Consider the following 15,168-nt stretch of genomic DNA (forward strand, 5'->3'; position numbering starts at 1 on the left):
TCAAGGCGTCGCCCCCCACCACCTGGAGCACACATGAACCGACACAGCACCCGCCGCCGCGCGGGTCGTCTCGCGATGGCGGTCGCCGGCACGGTCGCCGCGTCCCTCGCCCTCGCCGGCTGCGGCGGCGGCGCCGCCAGCACCGCCGAGAGCCCTGCCGCGAGCGACATCGACCCGGACGGCATCATCGAGGCCGGGATCTCGTACACCCTGAACGGCAGCTTCGACCCGATGGTCGCCTCCGGCGCCGTGACGGTCTCGGCGAACTGGCACATCTTCGAGGGGCTCATCGACCTCGACCCCGTCACGCAGGAGCCCGCCCCCGCCCTCGCGGCCGACTTCCCGACGCAGGTCGACGAGACGACCTACGACATCGACCTCCGCGAAGGCGCGACGTTCCAGAACGGGGACCCGGTCACCGCCGACGACGTGGTCTTCAGCTACGAGCGCGTCCTCGACCCGGCGAACAACTCCCTGTTCCGCTCGTTCGTCGAGTTCATCGACACGGTCACCGCCGTCGACGAGGACACCGTCCGGATCACCACCGACTACCCGTTCTCGCTCATCGACGATCGACTCGGCGTCGTCAAGATCGTGCCGAAGGCCGTGGTCGAGGCCGACCCCGAGGAGTTCGGCGCGAACCCGATCGGCTCCGGTCCCTACGCCCTCGTCTCCGCCGTCCCCGAGGACAAGATCGTCTTCGAGCGGTACGACGACTACAACGGCCCGCGTCCCGCGCTCGCCGCTGGCATGAACTGGAACCTCCTCGCCGACGCCTCCGCCCGCGTCACCGCGATGTCGACCGGCACGGTGCAGGCGATCGAGGACGTGCCCTACATCGACGCCGACGGACTGGCCGCCTCGGCCGAGGTCGAGAGCGTGCAGTCGTTCGGCCTCCTCTTCATGATGTTCAACACGAAGGCCGAGCCGTTCGACGACGTCCGCGTCCGCCAGGCGCTGCACTACGCGCTCGACATGGACAAGATCATCGAGACCGGCATGCTCGGCAACGCCACCCCGGCCACGTCGTTCCTGCCCGAGGACTACCCGAACTACCACGAGGCCTCCACGGTCTACTCCTACGACCCGGAGAAGGCGGAGGAGCTGCTGGCGGAGGCCGGGGTCTCCGACCTCGCGATCACGCTGCGCATGACCGACACCGGATGGGTGAAGGAGGTCGCCCCGCTCATCAAGGAGTCCCTCGACGCGATCGGCATCGACACCACCCTCGACATCAGCCAGTCCGCGTCGATGTACGAGAAGGTCGACTCCGGCGACTACACCGTCGCCATCGCCCCCGGTGACCCGTCGGTGTTCGGCGTGGACCCCGACCTGCTCATGAACTGGTGGTACGGCGAGAACGTCTGGACCCAGACGCGCACCGCCTGGGCCGACTCCCCGGAGTACGCCGAGCTGCGCACGCTGCTCGACACCGCCGTCACCCAGGAGGGCGAGGAGCAGCAGGAGTCCTGGAACCAGGCGTACGACCTGATCTCCGACCAGGCCGTGCTGTACCCGCTGTTCCACCGCAAGCTGCCCACCGCCTGGAGCTCACAGGAGCTGGTCGGCTTCCAGCCGGTCCCCACGACCGGACTGTCGTTCCTCGACGTCGGCGTGGCCGCGAAGTAGCACCTGCCCGACAGGGCGGGGGCGCGCTCGCCCGAAGAGCGCGCCCCCGCCACCCCACCCCCCCGGAAGGAGCGGCACGTGTCCCACACGCTCCGCCTCGTCGGCCGGCGACTGCTGCAGTTGCCGCTGATGATCCTCGGCATCACGTTCCTGGTCTTCTTCGTGATGTCGTTCTCGCCCGTCGACCCGGCTCGCACCGCGCTCGGCGAGACCGCCTCCCCCGAAGCGCTGGAGGCGTACCGCGAAGACCACGGACTGAACCTCCCGCTGTTCGTCCGCTACGTGAACTTCCTGTTCGGCCTCGTCCAGGGCGACCTGGGCACCTACTCCGCCCGCAGCCTGCCGGTGGTCGACGAGGTCGCCCGAGCCTTCCCGGTGACGCTGGCCCTGACCTTTCTCGGTCTGGTGATCGCGGTCCTCGTCGCGTTCGTGATCGGCGTCCTCGCCGCCGTCTACCGCGACCGCTGGCCCGACCAGGTCATCCGCGTCTTCGGCGTCGCCGCGTTGTCCACGCCCTCCTTCTGGCTCGCCATCCTCCTCATCCAGGTGTTCACCCTGGCGCTCGGGGTGCTGCCGGCCTCGGGCCCGCTGCCGGCCTTCGCCGACGACCCGTCCGGATGGCTCGCCCGGATGACCCTTCCCGCGGTCGCGCTCGCCGTGCCCGTGATCGGCCAGCTCTCCCGGGTCGTGCGCACCTCGATGGTCGAGGAGCTCGACCGCGACTATGTGCGCACCGCCCTCGGCGCCGGCATCCCTCGGGTGATCGTCGTCGGCCGCAACGTGCTGCGCAACGCGCTGATCACCCCCGTGACCGTGCTGGGTCTCCGCATCGGGTACCTGCTCGGCGGCGCCGTGGTGATCGAGATCATCTTCGCGATCCCGGGGATGGGCACCCTCATCCTCAACGGGGTCACCAACAACGAACCCAACCTCGTGCAGGGCGTGACGCTCGCGGTAGCGCTCGCGTTCGTCGTGATCAACATCATCGTCGACCTCCTGTACGTGCTCATCAATCCTCGAATCCGGGCGGTGTGACATGCGACGCAGACTCACGGAACGACTCTCCGTCCCCGGCCTCCGCTGGGGCCGCCTCTCCCTCGGCTCGATCATCTGCCTCGCCGTGCTCGCGATCATCGCGCTCGCCGCGATCCTCGCTCCGCTGATCTCGCCGTACGACCCGCTCGCCTCCGGCTCCCCGGTGCAGCCGCCGAGTGCGGAGCACTGGTTCGGCACCGACCGGCAGGGCCGAGACATCTTCTCCCGACTGGTCTACGGGGCCCGCTACTCCCTCGTGATCGGGCTCGGGGCCACCCTCGTCGCCCTCGCCGTCGCCTGCGTGCTGGGCACGATCGCCGCGACCGCGCCGAAGTGGATCTCCGAGACCCTCATGCGGGTCATGGACGTGATCATGTCGTTCCCCGGCATCGCGCTCGCCGCCGTGTTCGTGGCGGTGTTCGGCAAGTCGCTTCCGGTGCTGGTGCTCACGATCGCGTTCCTCTACGTGCCGCAGCTGACCCGCATCGTCCGGGCGAACATCCTCGACCAGTACGGCGAGGACTACGTCTCGGCCGTCCGCGTGATGGGCGCGGGGACCCCGCGGATCATCGTGCGGCACGTCGCCCGCAACGCCATGGCACCCGTGCTCGTCTTCGCCACGGTGCTCGTCGCCGACGCGATCGTGTTCGAGGCCTCGCTGTCGTTCCTGCAGGCCGGTGTGCCCGACCCCGAGCCGTCCTGGGGCAACGTGATCGCCGCGGGTCGCAACCTGCTCATGAGCGGGGCCTGGTGGGCGACCTTCTTCCCCGGCATCCTCATCATGATCACCGTGCTGTGCCTCAACATCCTGTCCGAGGGGATGACCGACGCCATGGTCTCGCCGCGCGCCAGGAAGATCACGGCCGATGCCGCGAACACGGAGGAGTCGACGCACGACCTGGAGGAGGCCGCCGTCCCGGACGACACCCACGTGATCCCGACGGTCGACACCGCGGTCAACCTCTCGGTGCCCAGCGGCGTCCCCGACGTGCTCGTGCCCACCGCGGAGGCGGTGCCGCTGGCGGAACGCCTCGCCGAGCTGCGCGCCCGCGAGCTCGCCCGCACCGATCGCCTGGTCTACACGGGAGACGCCGCGCCGCTGCTCGAGGTGCAGGATCTGTGCATCTCCTTCCCGCGCCACGGGGACGTCGACGTGGTCGACCACGTCAGCTTCTCCGTGCGCCCCGGCGAGACCATGTCGCTCGTGGGGGAGTCGGGGTGCGGCAAGTCCATCACCTCGCTGGCGATCATGGGGCTGCTCGATCCGAAGGCCGACATCCGTGGGCGCATCCTGTTCGACGGGAAGGATCTGCTGCGGATGACGCCGAAGGAGCGCAACGCGCTGCGCGGCCACGACATCGCGATGATCTACCAGGACGCCCTGAGCTCGCTGAATCCCGCGATGCTGATCCGCGCGCAGATGAAGCAGCTCACGTCCCGCGGCGGCACCCGCACGGCCGAGGAGCTGCTGGAGCTCGTCGGTCTCGATCCGAAGCGCACGCTCGCCTCGTACCCGCACGAGCTGTCGGGCGGCCAGCGGCAGCGCGTGCTCATCGCGATGGCCCTGACCCGCGACCCGCGGCTGGTGATCGCCGACGAGCCCACCACGGCCCTCGACGTCACGGTGCAGGCGCAGGTCGTGGAGCTGCTGATGCGTCTGCAGCGGGAGCTCGGGTTCGCACTGGTGTTCGTCTCGCACGACCTCGCCCTCGTCGCCGAGCTCTCGCACCGGATCACCGTGATGTACGCGGGCCAGGTCGTGGAGCAGGGCACCACACGCGAGGTGCTCACGCAGCCCGTCCACGAGTACACCCAGGGTCTGCTCGGGGCGGTGCTCTCGATCGAGGCCGGCTCCGACCGCCTGCACCAGGTGTCCGGTGTCGTCCCCTCCCCGCGGGACTTCCCGCAGGGCGACCGCTTCGCGCCGCGCTCGACGGACCCCGCCCGGTACGCCGGAGTGGAACCCGTGCGGCGGCACATCGACGGCACCGAGCACTACTACTCCGCGCATCCTGCCGATGCGCCCGTCGAACCGATCGGAGCAGGACGATGAGCGAACCCGTCATCCAGCTGCAGGACGTGCACGTCCGCTACCGGGCCCGCAGCTCGTCGCTGTTCCGCCCGCACTACGTCGACGCGCTCGCCGGGGTCTCGCTCACGGTCCGTCGCGGACAGACGCTGGGCATCGTGGGCGAGTCCGGCTCGGGCAAGTCGACCTCCGCGAAGGTGCTGATCGGCCTCGAGAAGCCCACGAGCGGTCAGGTCGTCTTCGACGGGGAGACCGTGCGCTCCTTCACCCCCGCGGTGCGCAAGCGCCTGGGGCGCATCCTCTCCGTGGTCTTCCAGGACCCGGCGACGGCTCTGAACGCCCGCATGAGCGTGCGGGACGCGCTGCTGGATCCGCTGCAGGTGCATCGCCTCGGCTCCCCGGCGAGCCGGGAGCGCAAGGTGCGCGACCTCGTCGGGCTCGTGGGGCTGCCGTCGTCGGCGCTGGAGGCGCTGCCCAGTCAGCTCTCCGGCGGCCAGCGGCAGCGCGTCGCGATCGCCAGAGCCCTCGTCCTCGACCCGCAGGTCATCGTCGCGGATGAGCCGACCTCGGCCCTCGACGTCTCGGTGCGCGCGCAGATCCTGAACCTGCTGACCGACCTGAAGCAGCAGCTCGGCCTGGGCATGGTCTTCATCTCCCACGACATCCAGACCGTCCGCTACCTCTCCGACGAGATCGCCGTGATGAACAAGGGCCGCGTCGTCGAGCACGGCGACGCCGCCCGGGTCTTCGACGACCCCGCCGATCCCTACACCCGCACGCTGCTGGGCGCCGCGCCTTCGCTGCTCGCACCCCACCACTGAAAAGACGGAACACCTATGCCTTCCCCCGCTCCCGCCCTGTCGTTCTCCGGCGTCGTCCCGCCGGTCGCCACCCCGCTGCTCCCCGACGGGACGATCGACCACGCGTCGCTCACCCGCCTCGTCGAGCGCCTGATCGGGGAGGGCGTCTCCGGACTGTTCGCGCTCGGCTCCACCGGCGAGACCGCCTACTTCACCGACGACCAGCGCGTCGAGCTGCTGCAGACGATCGTCGCCGCGAACGCCGGACGCGTGCCCGTCATCGCCGGGGCGATCGAGCTCACGGCCCCGCGCATCATCGAGACCGCCCGCCGGCTCGCCGCCGCGGGCGCGCAGGCGATCGTGACCACCGCGCCGCTGTACACGCTGAACTCGCCGGCCGAGGTCGCCGCGCACTTCCGCACGATCGCCGCGGCGATCGACGTGCCGCTGTGGGCCTACGACGTGCCGGTGCGCGTGCACTCCAAGCTCGGCATCGACCTGCTCGTGCAGCTCGGCAGGGAGGGTGTCATCCAGGGCGTGAAGGACTCGTCCGGCGACGACGTCGGGTTCCGCCGACTGATCGCGGCGAACGAGGCCGCCGGTCGCCCGCTGCAGCTTCTCACCGGGCACGAGGTGGTCGTCGACGCGATGGCCCTCGTCGGTGCGGCGGGTGTCGTCCCCGGTCTGGCGAACGTGGAGGCCGCGGGCTACGTGCGCCTCTGGGCGGCCGCGCAGCGCGGTGACTGGGCGACCGCGCGGGCCGAGCAGGAGCGCATCAACCGGCTCTTCGACATCGTGTTCCAGCCGCAGGGGCTGTCCGGCGACGCCACCGGCGTCGGGGCGTTCAAGGCGGCGATGCACGCGCGCGGCATCATCGACCATGCGGCGATGGCCGACACGGTGGAGCCGCTCACGCCGGAGGCCGTCGCCGGCATCCGCACGATCCTCGACGAGCTCGGTCTGCTTCCGGTCGCCGTCTGATGCGCGAGGTCGTCCTCGCCGTCGACATCGGCGGCACCAAGACGGCCGCGGCGCTCGCCGATCGGGCGGACGCGCTGCTGCGCACCACCGCGGCGCCGACTCCCGCGAGCGAGGGACCCGCCGCCGTCGTGGCGACCGTCGCCGCGCTCGCGGAGGAACTGCTCGACGAGGAGTCCGCGCTGGTCGGCGTCGGCATCGGCACCGCGGGCGTGGTCGACGCACGGACGGGGACGATCGTGTCGGCCACCGACACCTTCGCCGACTGGCCGGGCACTCCGCTGGCCGCCATGATCCGGGGAGCCCTCACGGACCGCCTCCCCGCCGATGCGCCGGTCGCCGTGCAGAACGACGTCGACGCGCACGCCACGGGGGAGTACCTCCACGGGGCCGCCGCCGGAGCCTCGAGCACCCTCGTCGTCGCCGTCGGCACGGGGGTCGGCGCAGGCATCATCCTCGACGGCCGTCCGGTGCGCGGCGCCCATCACGTGGCGGGCGAGCTCGCGCACCTCCCCATCCCGGGGGCGGCGCACCTCCGCTGTCCCTGCGGGCGGAACGGACACCTCGAAGCCCTCGGCTCCGGCATCGGCCTGCACCGGCACTACCTCTCGCTCGGCGGTGACCCGGCGCTGCGCGATGCGCGCGGAGTCGCCGCCGCGTCCGGCACGGGGGACTCCCTCGCCGTCCGCGCCGTCCAGGACTCCGCCGCCGCCGTCGGCCGCGCACTCGCGGGAGCCGCGACCCTCCTCGACCCGGAGCGGATCGTCGTCACCGGCGGCGTGCCGCGCATCGGCGAGCTGTGGTGGGACGCCCTGCGGGCGGCCTTCCACGCCGAGGCCATCGACGCCCTGCACGACACCCCCGTCCTGCCGGGCTCCCTCGGCGACGACGCGCCGCTGCGGGGAGCCGCGGCATCCGCCTGGAGGCGACCATGACATCCACCCCCATCCTCGAACGCCTGCACGGCGGACTCATCGTCTCCTGTCAGGCGTACCCCGGGGAGGCGATGCGCGACCCGCGCACCATGGCGCAGGTCGCCGACGCCGCCATCGTCGGCGGTGCCGCCGGGATCCGCGTGCAGGGCATCGACGACATCCGCGCGGTCGCCGCCCTCCCGGTGCCGATCATCGGACTGTGGAAGGACGGCGACGCCGACGTCTTCATCACGCCGACGCTGGAGCATGCCGTGGCCGTCGCCGACGCGGGCGCTGACATCGTGGCGATCGACGGCACCCGCCGCCGGCGGCCCGACGGCCGGACCCTCGCGGAGACCATCGTCGGCCTGCGCGCGCATTCCGACGCGCTCATCATGGCCGACTGCGGTTCACTCGACGATGCCATCGCGGCTGAAGCCGCGGGTGCGGACATCCTCGGCACGACCCTGTCCGGCTACACCGGGGAGCGTCCGAAGAGCGACGGCCCCGACCTCGAGCTCATCGGTCTCATCGCGGCGCGCTGCGCGCGCCCGGTCGTCGCAGAGGGCCGCTTCCACACCCCGGCGCACGCCGCCGCCGCGATCGCCGCGGGCGCCTACGCGGTTTGCGTCGGCACGGCCATCACCCATCCGGCCACCATCACGTCGTGGTTCGCGCGGAGTCTCGCCGAGGCCCGTCCGTGACCCCCATGCTCCTCAGCGCCTATCCGCTGTCTCCCGCGCATGCCCGGTGGGATCCGGCATTCGAGGCCGCGCTGCTGCCGGAGCTCTGCGCGCTCCCCGGGGTGGCCGGGCTCGAGGTGCCGTGGATGGGGGCGGTGCATCCGCACGACCCGTCCTGGCTCCTCGACCACCTGCCGGGTGTGCCGCTCGCGATCACCCCGGTGCCGTTCGTGATGCGGCGACTCGGGGAGGACCCGTCGTACGGACTCGCCTCGCCGCAGGAGGCGGGGAGGGCCGCGGCGGTGGCCGACCTCCGGCGCATGGCGGACGACGTCGCGCGGCTCACCGCCGAGACCGCCGCAGCGGTCGCGGTGGTGATGCTGCACACCGCGCCCCGCGGGAGCGGAGACGGGGACGCGCTCGCCCGGTCGGTGGAGGAGGTCGCGGCGTTCGACTGGAGCGGAGCCCGGCTCGTCATCGAGCACTGCGACGCGGCCGTTCCCGGACAGACGCCGGAGAAGGGATTCCTCCCGCTCGCTGCCGAGATCGCGGCCATCAGGTCCGCCGGCGCCCCGGTCGGCCTCTGGCTCAACTGGGGGCGGTCGGCGATCGAGCTGCGGGACGCGGATGCGGTGACCGCGCAGATCGCCGACGCGGCGGCCTCGGGGCTGCTGACCGGGCTCGCGTTCTCCGGGGCCGCGCCGGTGGAGACTCCGTACGGCCCCGCCTGGGTGGACGCGCACCTGCCCATCGCGGAGACCCATCCCGCGTCGGCGTCGCTGCTCGACGCGGCGCATGTCCGCGCGGCGCTCCGGGCCGCGGCCGACGTGCCGTGGATCGGCCTCAAAGTCGCGCGACGGCCGGAGGATCGCACGGTCGCAGAGGTCGTCCGCACTGCCGAACGGAACCTCGGCGTCGTCCGCGACGCGGGCTGAGCCGGAAACTCTCAGCCCGCTCCCAGCCCCGCGGGACCAAAACGGGCTCCTCCCTGGTTCTCCCTCTATGACGCCGCAGCCAGCGACGTCGGACAAGGAGTCACATCATGTCGAACGACCACGCCAAGACCCCCGAGGCCGTGAGCGCTCTCACGCCTCTGCAGTACCAGGTCACCCAGCAGGACGCGACAGAGCCCCCGTTCCGCAACGCGTACTGGGACAACCACGACGACGGCATCTACGTCGACGTCGTCTCCGGCGAGCCCCTGTTCTCGTCGACCGACAAGTTCGACAGCGGGACGGGATGGCCGAGCTTCACCAAGCCCATCGACGCCGAGGCCGTGACCACGCGCACCGACCGCTCGCTGTGGATGAAGCGCACGGAGGCGCGGTCGGCGGGCGCCGACAGCCACCTCGGACACGTCTTCGACGACGGCCCCCGCGCTGAGGGCGGCCTCCGCTACTGCATGAACTCGGCGGCCCTCCGCTTCATCCCGGCGGAGGATCTCGAGAAGGAGGGGTACGGTCGCTACAGCCCCCTCTTCGCGCAGAACCCCGACAGCGCGACCACCGACACCTCTGAGGAGCAGTCATGACCGACACCGGAACCATCACCCGCACCCCCGGGACCGAGACCGCCGTCCTCGCGGGCGGCTGCTTCTGGGGCATGGAAGACCTGATCCGCCGCCAGCCCGGCGTGCTCGACACCCGTGTCGGCTACACGGGCGGCGAGAACGACCATGCGACCTATCGCAACCACCCCGGTCACGCCGAGGCGGTGGAGATCGTGTTCGACCCGAGCAAGACGACCTACCGCGACATCCTGGCCTTCTTCTTCCAGATCCACGACCCGTCGACGCTGAACCGTCAGGGCAACGACATCGGGTCGAGCTACCGGTCGGCGATCTTCCCGCTCACCCCCGAGCAGGAGCAGGTCGCCCGCGACACGATCGCCGATGTCGACGCCTCCGGTTTGTGGCCGGCGAAGGCCGTGACGACGATCGAGCCCGCCGGTCCGTTCTGGGAGGCCGAGCCCGAGCACCAAGACTACCTGATCAAGTACCCGAACGGCTACACCTGCCACTTCCCCCGCGCCGGCTGGGTCCTGCCGAAGCGCGAGGAAGCCACCGCCTGATCCCGAGACCCCGCTTTCGCGCCGAGACCCCCTCCTACATACGCGTGCAGGAGGGGGTCTCGGCGCGAAGACGGGGTCTCGGCGGGATCAGGACTCGGCGAAGAAACCGAGCGCGGCCTCCTTGAAGTCGCGGGAGCCGGGGGCGTTGAAGTGGTGGCGGTTCGGGAGCTCGACGAAGCGGGCATCGGGAGCCGCGGCGGCCAGTGCCCGGGAGCCCTCGATGATCGCGTCCTTCGATCCCGTCGCGAACAGCAGCGGCACGACCGGGGCGTCCGCGGGATCGGGGTCGATCGTGCCGGAGCCCCGAAGTCCCTCGGCCAGGGCGATGAGCGCGCGCAGATCGTTCCCCGGCACGCGCTCGGTCAGCGCGATGTAGTTCTGCGTCGTGCGGTCCTCCACCGGCGTGCCGTCCGCGATGTAGGCGCGCACCTGGTCGAGGTCGAGGCGCGCGAGCGGGATGCCGTCGGGCACGCCGCCCAGGACCGCCCGGCCGATCCGATGCGGGAGCTCGCGGGCCACCTCCCATCCGACCCGGGCGCCGAGGGAGTAGCCGAGGTAGAAGGCATCGTCCACGAGATACGTGTCCATGACGGTCTCGACGTCGGTGACGAGGTTCCGGATCGCGTACGCGTCGGACTCGTGCGGCTTCTCGCTCTGACCGTGCCCGCGCTGGTCGAGCGCGAGCACGCGGTACCCGGCCCTGGTCAGCTCGCGCACCCAGCCGGTCAGCACCCAGTTGTCGCGCGCACCCGAGGCGAAGCCGTGCACGGTCACCACGACCGGGGCGTCGAGCTCTCCCCAGGTGTACGTCGCGAGTCGTGTGCCGTCCGCCGCGTAGACGTGCTGCGGGTCGGGCATCTCGGTGAGGTCGGAGAGGGAAACAGCCACCCCTCCATCTTGGCCCTGACGTCGACGCCGAGACCCCGGTTACACGCCGAAACCCCCGCCCCGCGGTGTCGCGGGGCGGGGGTCTCGAGGAGAACCCGGGGTCTCGGGTCAGACGCGGTCGCGCAGAGCGGCGCCGAGCTCGGCGTCCACGTTCGTCCAGTACTGGAAGAAGCGCTCGCGGATCTCGTGGATCGTGATCGAGCGGCCCTGACCGGTCAGCGTCTCCAGGAATCGCGCGCGCTGCGGGCCGTCGAAGACCTCGCGGTACAGCGTGCCGGCCTGACCGAAGTCGTCGTCCTCGGCGTGCAGCGTCGCGGCGGAACGCGTGAGCTCGCCGTCGGCCTCCCAGTTGATCTCGATGCCCTTCGCCGGGTCGGCTTCGGGGCCGCCCGCCGGGCCGAAGGAGTTCGGCTGATAGGTGCGGTGCGCGGCGTCGTTGAACTGGTACCGCATCGATCCTTCGTGCTGGTAGTTGCGCGCCTCGCTGGCGTGCGGCTGGTTCACCGGCAGCTGGTTGTAGTTCGGTCCGATGCGGTGACGCTGCGCGTCGGGGTACGCGAAGATCCGGCCCAGGAGCATCTTGTCGGGCGAGATGCCGGTGCCGGGGACCTGGTTCGCCGGTGCGAAGCCCGCCTGCTCGATCTGCGCGAAGAAGTTCTCCGGGTTGCGGTTCAGGGTCAGGGTGCCGACCTTGATGCGCGGGTAGTCCTTCTTCGAGATCGTCTTGGTGAGGTCGAAGGGGTTGAAGCGGTAGTCCTTCGCCTCGTCGTACGGCATGATCTGCACGTAGAGGTCCCACTTCGGGAAGTCGCCGTCGGAGATCGACTGGAACAGGTCGCGGCGGTAGTGGTCCGCGTCGGTTCCTGCCAGCTTCTCGGCCTCGTCCGGGCTCATCGCCTCGACGCCCTGGTGCGAGATGAAGTGGTACTTCACCCAGAACACCTCGCCGGCCGCGTTGACCCACGAGTAGGTGTGCGAGCCGTATCCGTTCATGTGCCGCCAGCTGCGGGGCAGACCGCGCTCGCCCATGAGGTAGGTGACCTGGTGGGCGCTCTCGGGGGAGAGGGTCCAGAAGTCCCACTGCATGTCGGCGTCGCGCAGGCCGGAGTCGCCGAGGCGCTTCTGGGAGTGGATGAAGTCGGGGAACTTCATGGCATCGCGGAGGAAGAACGTCGGGGTGTTGTTGCCCACGATGTCGAGGTTGCCCTCGGTCGTGTAGAAGCGCAGCGAGAAGCCGCGCACGTCGCGCCAGGTGTCGGGCGACCCCTGCTCGCCGGCCACCGAAGAGAAGCGCAGGAGCGTCTCGCTCGTCGCTCCAGGCTGGAACACCGCGGCGCGGGTGTAGGCCGACACGTCTTCCGTGACGACGAACTCGCCGAACGCCCCGCCGCCCTTGGCGTGCGGGTTGCGCTCCGGGACGCGCTCGCGGTTGAAGGCGGCGATCTTCTCGACCAGGTGGTGGTCGTGCAGGACCGTGGGGCCGTCGGCGCCCACCGTCAGCGAATGGGTGTCGCTGGCGATCGGTGCTCCGGCCTGCGTGGTGGTGGCAGGTCTCGTCATGGTGTTCTCCTTCTCCGTGCAGGCGCGACGAACTACCCCTCTGTCGGGGAGCGGTCGGCCGAACTACTGCGCGGCGTTCTGGCAGCTGGGGCAGAGGCCCCAGAAGGTGACTTCGGCTGTCTGGACGGTGAATCCCCCCGTCGAGGACGGGGTGAGACACGGCGCCTCGCCGACGACGCAGTCCACATCGCCGATCGCACCGCAGGAGGTGCAGACGATGTGGTGGTGGTTGTCGTCGATGCGCCGCTCGTAGAGCGCCGCGGAACCTGCCGGTTCGATCCGACGGATGAGGCCCGCCGTCGTCAGGTCCGCGAGGATGTTGTGCACCGACTGGATCGACGTGGTCGGCAGCACTTCGGACACGGCGCGGTAGACCCGCTCCGCATCCGTATGGGCCATGGAGTCGAGAGCCTCGAGCACGGCGACGCGGCCCGCGGTCGCGCGCAGCCCGGCGCCGCGAAGCGCCGAGTCGAGTTCTGTCTCCATCCTCCGAGCATACCTCGTTTTTTGAGTGGTTCAAAAGAACGCATACCGGGATGCTGCATCAGCCTCGCGTGATGGTGAACCCGGCTCCGCGCACGCGCACCCGTCCGCCCGCGGCGGCGCGCCCCCGGTCCGCTCCGTCCGCGTCGTAGGCGCGACCGTCGCCCGGCGCGAGCGGCGCGACCCGCACCTCCCGTCGCGTCCCGTTCGCATAGAGCACGGTCGCCCCCGAGGTCGTGGCGTACACCGCACTAGCGACCCGCGGCTGGATGACCAGGGCGTCCAGGCGGACTTCACCGCGGCTCGTGCAGCGCACCGTCACCGCGGCCTCGGGCAGGTCGCCCCCCAGCAGCTGCGGCACGAGCATGCCCTCGGCCTCGGTGAGCCCCCGATCGCCGACCCCGCCGGCAGCGGTCCGTGCACGCCACACCCGTTGTCCGCCGCGGCGCACCTCCCACTCCGCCTCGCCCGCGTCCGCTGCCTGGCGCCACACCAGCGCGTGCAGGATGCCACCCGCCTCCGTGACGTCGAACTCGACCCATTCGCCGCGCGGGATGCGCACGTACGCGCCCGCGGAGAGATTGCCCTCGCCGGTCCATGCCCCGCCGTCCGGTCGCTCGATCACGCACCCGGGGGAGAGCCGTGCCGTCTCCGCATCGACGGCGCGCAGTCCGGAATGGGACGTGAGCCCCGTGATCGAGGTCGCGATCGCCGCCACGTCGCGGTCGGCATCCAGCAGGAGCATCGTGAGCAGACCGTGGATCGTCGACTCGGCGCCGGAGTTGCGGTTCACTCTCCCGTCCGTCTCGACTCCGTCGTACGTCACACCCGTCGCGGGGTCGTACACGGGCACACCGGCGGTGTTCGCGCCGAAGAACCACCCGGCGGCCAGGCCGGCGAGCATGCGCAGCCCCACACCACCGACCGCAGCCGCCTGGAGCGCACCGGCGACGCGTCCGTGCGCACCGTACGCGATCTGCGCTTCGGCGGGAAGCGGCGCCCACGCGTTGTGCGGTCCTCCGGACGCCAGCACCTGCGGAGTGAAGCGTCCCGCATCCGCGAGGGCGGCCGCCGACCACTCCCGACGCCGGAGCAGCGCCCCCGCCCTGGCGAGCGCCTCCGGGGCCGCTGCACCCCAAGCGTGCCAGAAGCCGAGCGAGCCGGTCCACGGCAGCACCGCGCCGAAGGGCCACCCGTTCGCCGGGTCCGTGGCCATCGCGGCCACACCCTCCCCGTAGGTCCGCAGCGCCGCACGGCTGCGGGCGTCTCCGGCTTCTGTCGCGGCCGCGAGCCCGAGCATCGCCTCGGCCGTGGCATCCGCACCTCCTGCGATCAGCCAGGCCGGCAGGTTCCGGCCGTCGCTGCGGACCCATCGTCCGGCGCGCGAGAGCGACTCGCGCCCGAGCGCATCCAGGCACAGGTGCAGTCGCGCCAGGAGGAAGGCCGCGAAGTCGGGGTCCTCGCGACGGAACGCGGCGTAGCCCTCGCCGAAGGCCCAGACCGTGCGGGCGAGCCAGTACGACTCGGCCGAATCGGAGGGATCCGGCAGCTCGACCGGGATCGCGCTGGGGTTCAGGGTGCCGTCCTCCTGCTGCCAGAGCACCACCCTGCCGGTGTTCGGTCCGCTCGCGGTCTGCAGGAAGGCGAGCGCGCGCAGCACATCCCGCGCCTCATCCCGGCTCTGCCCGTCGCCCGTCGCACGCCAGTCCCGCAGGAACACCACGGCGGCCCTGGCGATGTCGTCCGCGTTGTACGCTCCCTGGGTCCAGTGCCCCGTCGCGGCGTCCCGGGTTCCGCCCCCGACGGGACGGTAGCCGCCGGCGCCGTCCGCGTCGGCATAGGTCCACGGGGCGCGCACGGTCGGATTCGTGTCGATGCCGAACGTCGTGTGCGCGTCACTCGGAGCGATCGGCACCTCGGCGAGCAGGAAGCGCAGATGCGCGAGGTTCGTCAGGCGAGATCGACGGGCGACCGCGGGGAGGGGCGTCGCGGTACCCATCGGATCTGTGGCGCCGACCGCGGCGTCCACCGGCAGCAGAGCGAGGGCGGAGCTCGCCGCGGCGAGAGCCAGGAAGGAGCGCCGAGAGGTGTCCATGATC

At 71.3% G+C, this 15,168-nt stretch carries 14 protein-coding genes; 10 read left to right on the forward strand and 4 right to left on the reverse strand.

What is annotated here, in order from left to right:
• Nucleotides 1-33: 33 nt before the first annotated feature.
• The 10 genes from F6A08_RS01735 to msrA all read left to right on the forward strand — a co-directional run bounded on the left by F6A08_RS01735 (nucleotide 34) and on the right by msrA (nucleotide 10,138).
• Complete coding sequence (locus F6A08_RS01735) at nucleotides 34-1,629, forward strand: ABC transporter substrate-binding protein (RefSeq protein ID WP_151458429.1); 1,596 nt, start codon at nucleotides 34-36, stop codon at nucleotides 1,627-1,629.
• Between the two features lie 78 nt (nucleotides 1,630-1,707).
• Nucleotides 1,708-2,664: an ABC transporter permease gene (locus F6A08_RS01740; protein WP_151458430.1), complete on the forward strand. Its 957-nt coding sequence runs from the start codon at nucleotides 1,708-1,710 to the stop codon at nucleotides 2,662-2,664.
• Between the two features lies 1 nt (nucleotide 2,665).
• The gene (locus F6A08_RS01745; protein ID WP_124896699.1) at nucleotides 2,666-4,717 is read left to right on the forward strand and encodes a dipeptide/oligopeptide/nickel ABC transporter permease/ATP-binding protein; all 2,052 of its coding nucleotides are present in this window, start codon (nucleotides 2,666-2,668) and stop codon (nucleotides 4,715-4,717) included.
• Entirely contained in the window at nucleotides 4,714-5,514 is an 801-nt protein-coding gene (locus tag F6A08_RS01750) for an ABC transporter ATP-binding protein (RefSeq protein WP_124896698.1), read from the forward strand. The genes F6A08_RS01745 and F6A08_RS01750 overlap by 4 nt, the downstream gene beginning before the upstream one ends.
• A 15-nt stretch (nucleotides 5,515-5,529) precedes the next feature.
• Nucleotides 5,530-6,474, forward strand: a complete 945-nt coding sequence (locus tag F6A08_RS01755) for a dihydrodipicolinate synthase family protein (RefSeq protein ID WP_151458431.1) — start codon at nucleotides 5,530-5,532, stop codon at nucleotides 6,472-6,474.
• Complete coding sequence (locus F6A08_RS01760; RefSeq protein ID WP_151458432.1) at nucleotides 6,474-7,406, forward strand: ROK family protein; 933 nt, start codon at nucleotides 6,474-6,476, stop codon at nucleotides 7,404-7,406. Before F6A08_RS01755 ends, F6A08_RS01760 begins: the two co-directional genes overlap by 1 nt.
• Nucleotides 7,403-8,089: an N-acetylmannosamine-6-phosphate 2-epimerase gene (locus F6A08_RS01765; RefSeq protein WP_124896695.1), complete on the forward strand. Its 687-nt coding sequence runs from the start codon at nucleotides 7,403-7,405 to the stop codon at nucleotides 8,087-8,089. The genes F6A08_RS01760 and F6A08_RS01765 overlap by 4 nt, the downstream gene beginning before the upstream one ends.
• Before the next feature lie 5 nt (nucleotides 8,090-8,094).
• On the forward strand, nucleotides 8,095-9,003 hold the full coding sequence (locus F6A08_RS01770) for a DUF4862 family protein (protein WP_225855774.1): 909 nt from the start codon (nucleotides 8,095-8,097) through the stop codon (nucleotides 9,001-9,003).
• A 107-nt stretch (nucleotides 9,004-9,110) separates the two neighbouring features.
• Nucleotides 9,111-9,599 (forward strand): peptide-methionine (R)-S-oxide reductase MsrB, encoded by a 489-nt coding sequence (gene msrB / locus F6A08_RS01775; RefSeq protein WP_151458434.1) that lies wholly within the window; start codon nucleotides 9,111-9,113, stop codon nucleotides 9,597-9,599.
• Nucleotides 9,596-10,138 (forward strand): peptide-methionine (S)-S-oxide reductase MsrA, encoded by a 543-nt coding sequence (gene msrA, locus F6A08_RS01780; RefSeq protein WP_017204711.1) that lies wholly within the window; start codon nucleotides 9,596-9,598, stop codon nucleotides 10,136-10,138. Before msrB ends, msrA begins: the two co-directional genes overlap by 4 nt.
• An 87-nt stretch (nucleotides 10,139-10,225) precedes the next feature.
• On the opposite strand, the gene F6A08_RS01785 is transcribed toward msrA, so the two are convergent.
• The 4 genes from F6A08_RS01785 to F6A08_RS01800 form a co-directional block, all read right to left on the reverse strand.
• Complete coding sequence (locus F6A08_RS01785; protein ID WP_151458435.1) at nucleotides 10,226-11,026, reverse strand: alpha/beta fold hydrolase; 801 nt, start codon at nucleotides 11,024-11,026, stop codon at nucleotides 10,226-10,228.
• A 108-nt stretch (nucleotides 11,027-11,134) separates the two neighbouring features.
• Nucleotides 11,135-12,586, reverse strand: coding sequence for a catalase (locus tag F6A08_RS01790; RefSeq protein ID WP_151458436.1), 1,452 nt, complete (start codon nucleotides 12,584-12,586; stop codon nucleotides 11,135-11,137).
• Between the two features lie 63 nt (nucleotides 12,587-12,649).
• Nucleotides 12,650-13,072 carry a Fur family transcriptional regulator gene (locus F6A08_RS01795; RefSeq protein WP_017204714.1) on the reverse strand — a complete coding sequence of 141 codons (423 nt, stop codon included), beginning with the start codon at nucleotides 13,070-13,072 and terminating at the stop codon, nucleotides 12,650-12,652.
• 58 nt (nucleotides 13,073-13,130) lie between these two features.
• Nucleotides 13,131-15,164, reverse strand: a complete 2,034-nt coding sequence (locus F6A08_RS01800; protein WP_151458437.1) for a hypothetical protein — start codon at nucleotides 15,162-15,164, stop codon at nucleotides 13,131-13,133.
• Nucleotides 15,165-15,168: the final 4 nt, after the last annotated feature.

Source organism: Microbacterium algeriense, assembly GCF_008868005.1.
Lineage (GTDB): Bacteria > Actinomycetota > Actinomycetes > Actinomycetales > Microbacteriaceae > Microbacterium > Microbacterium algeriense.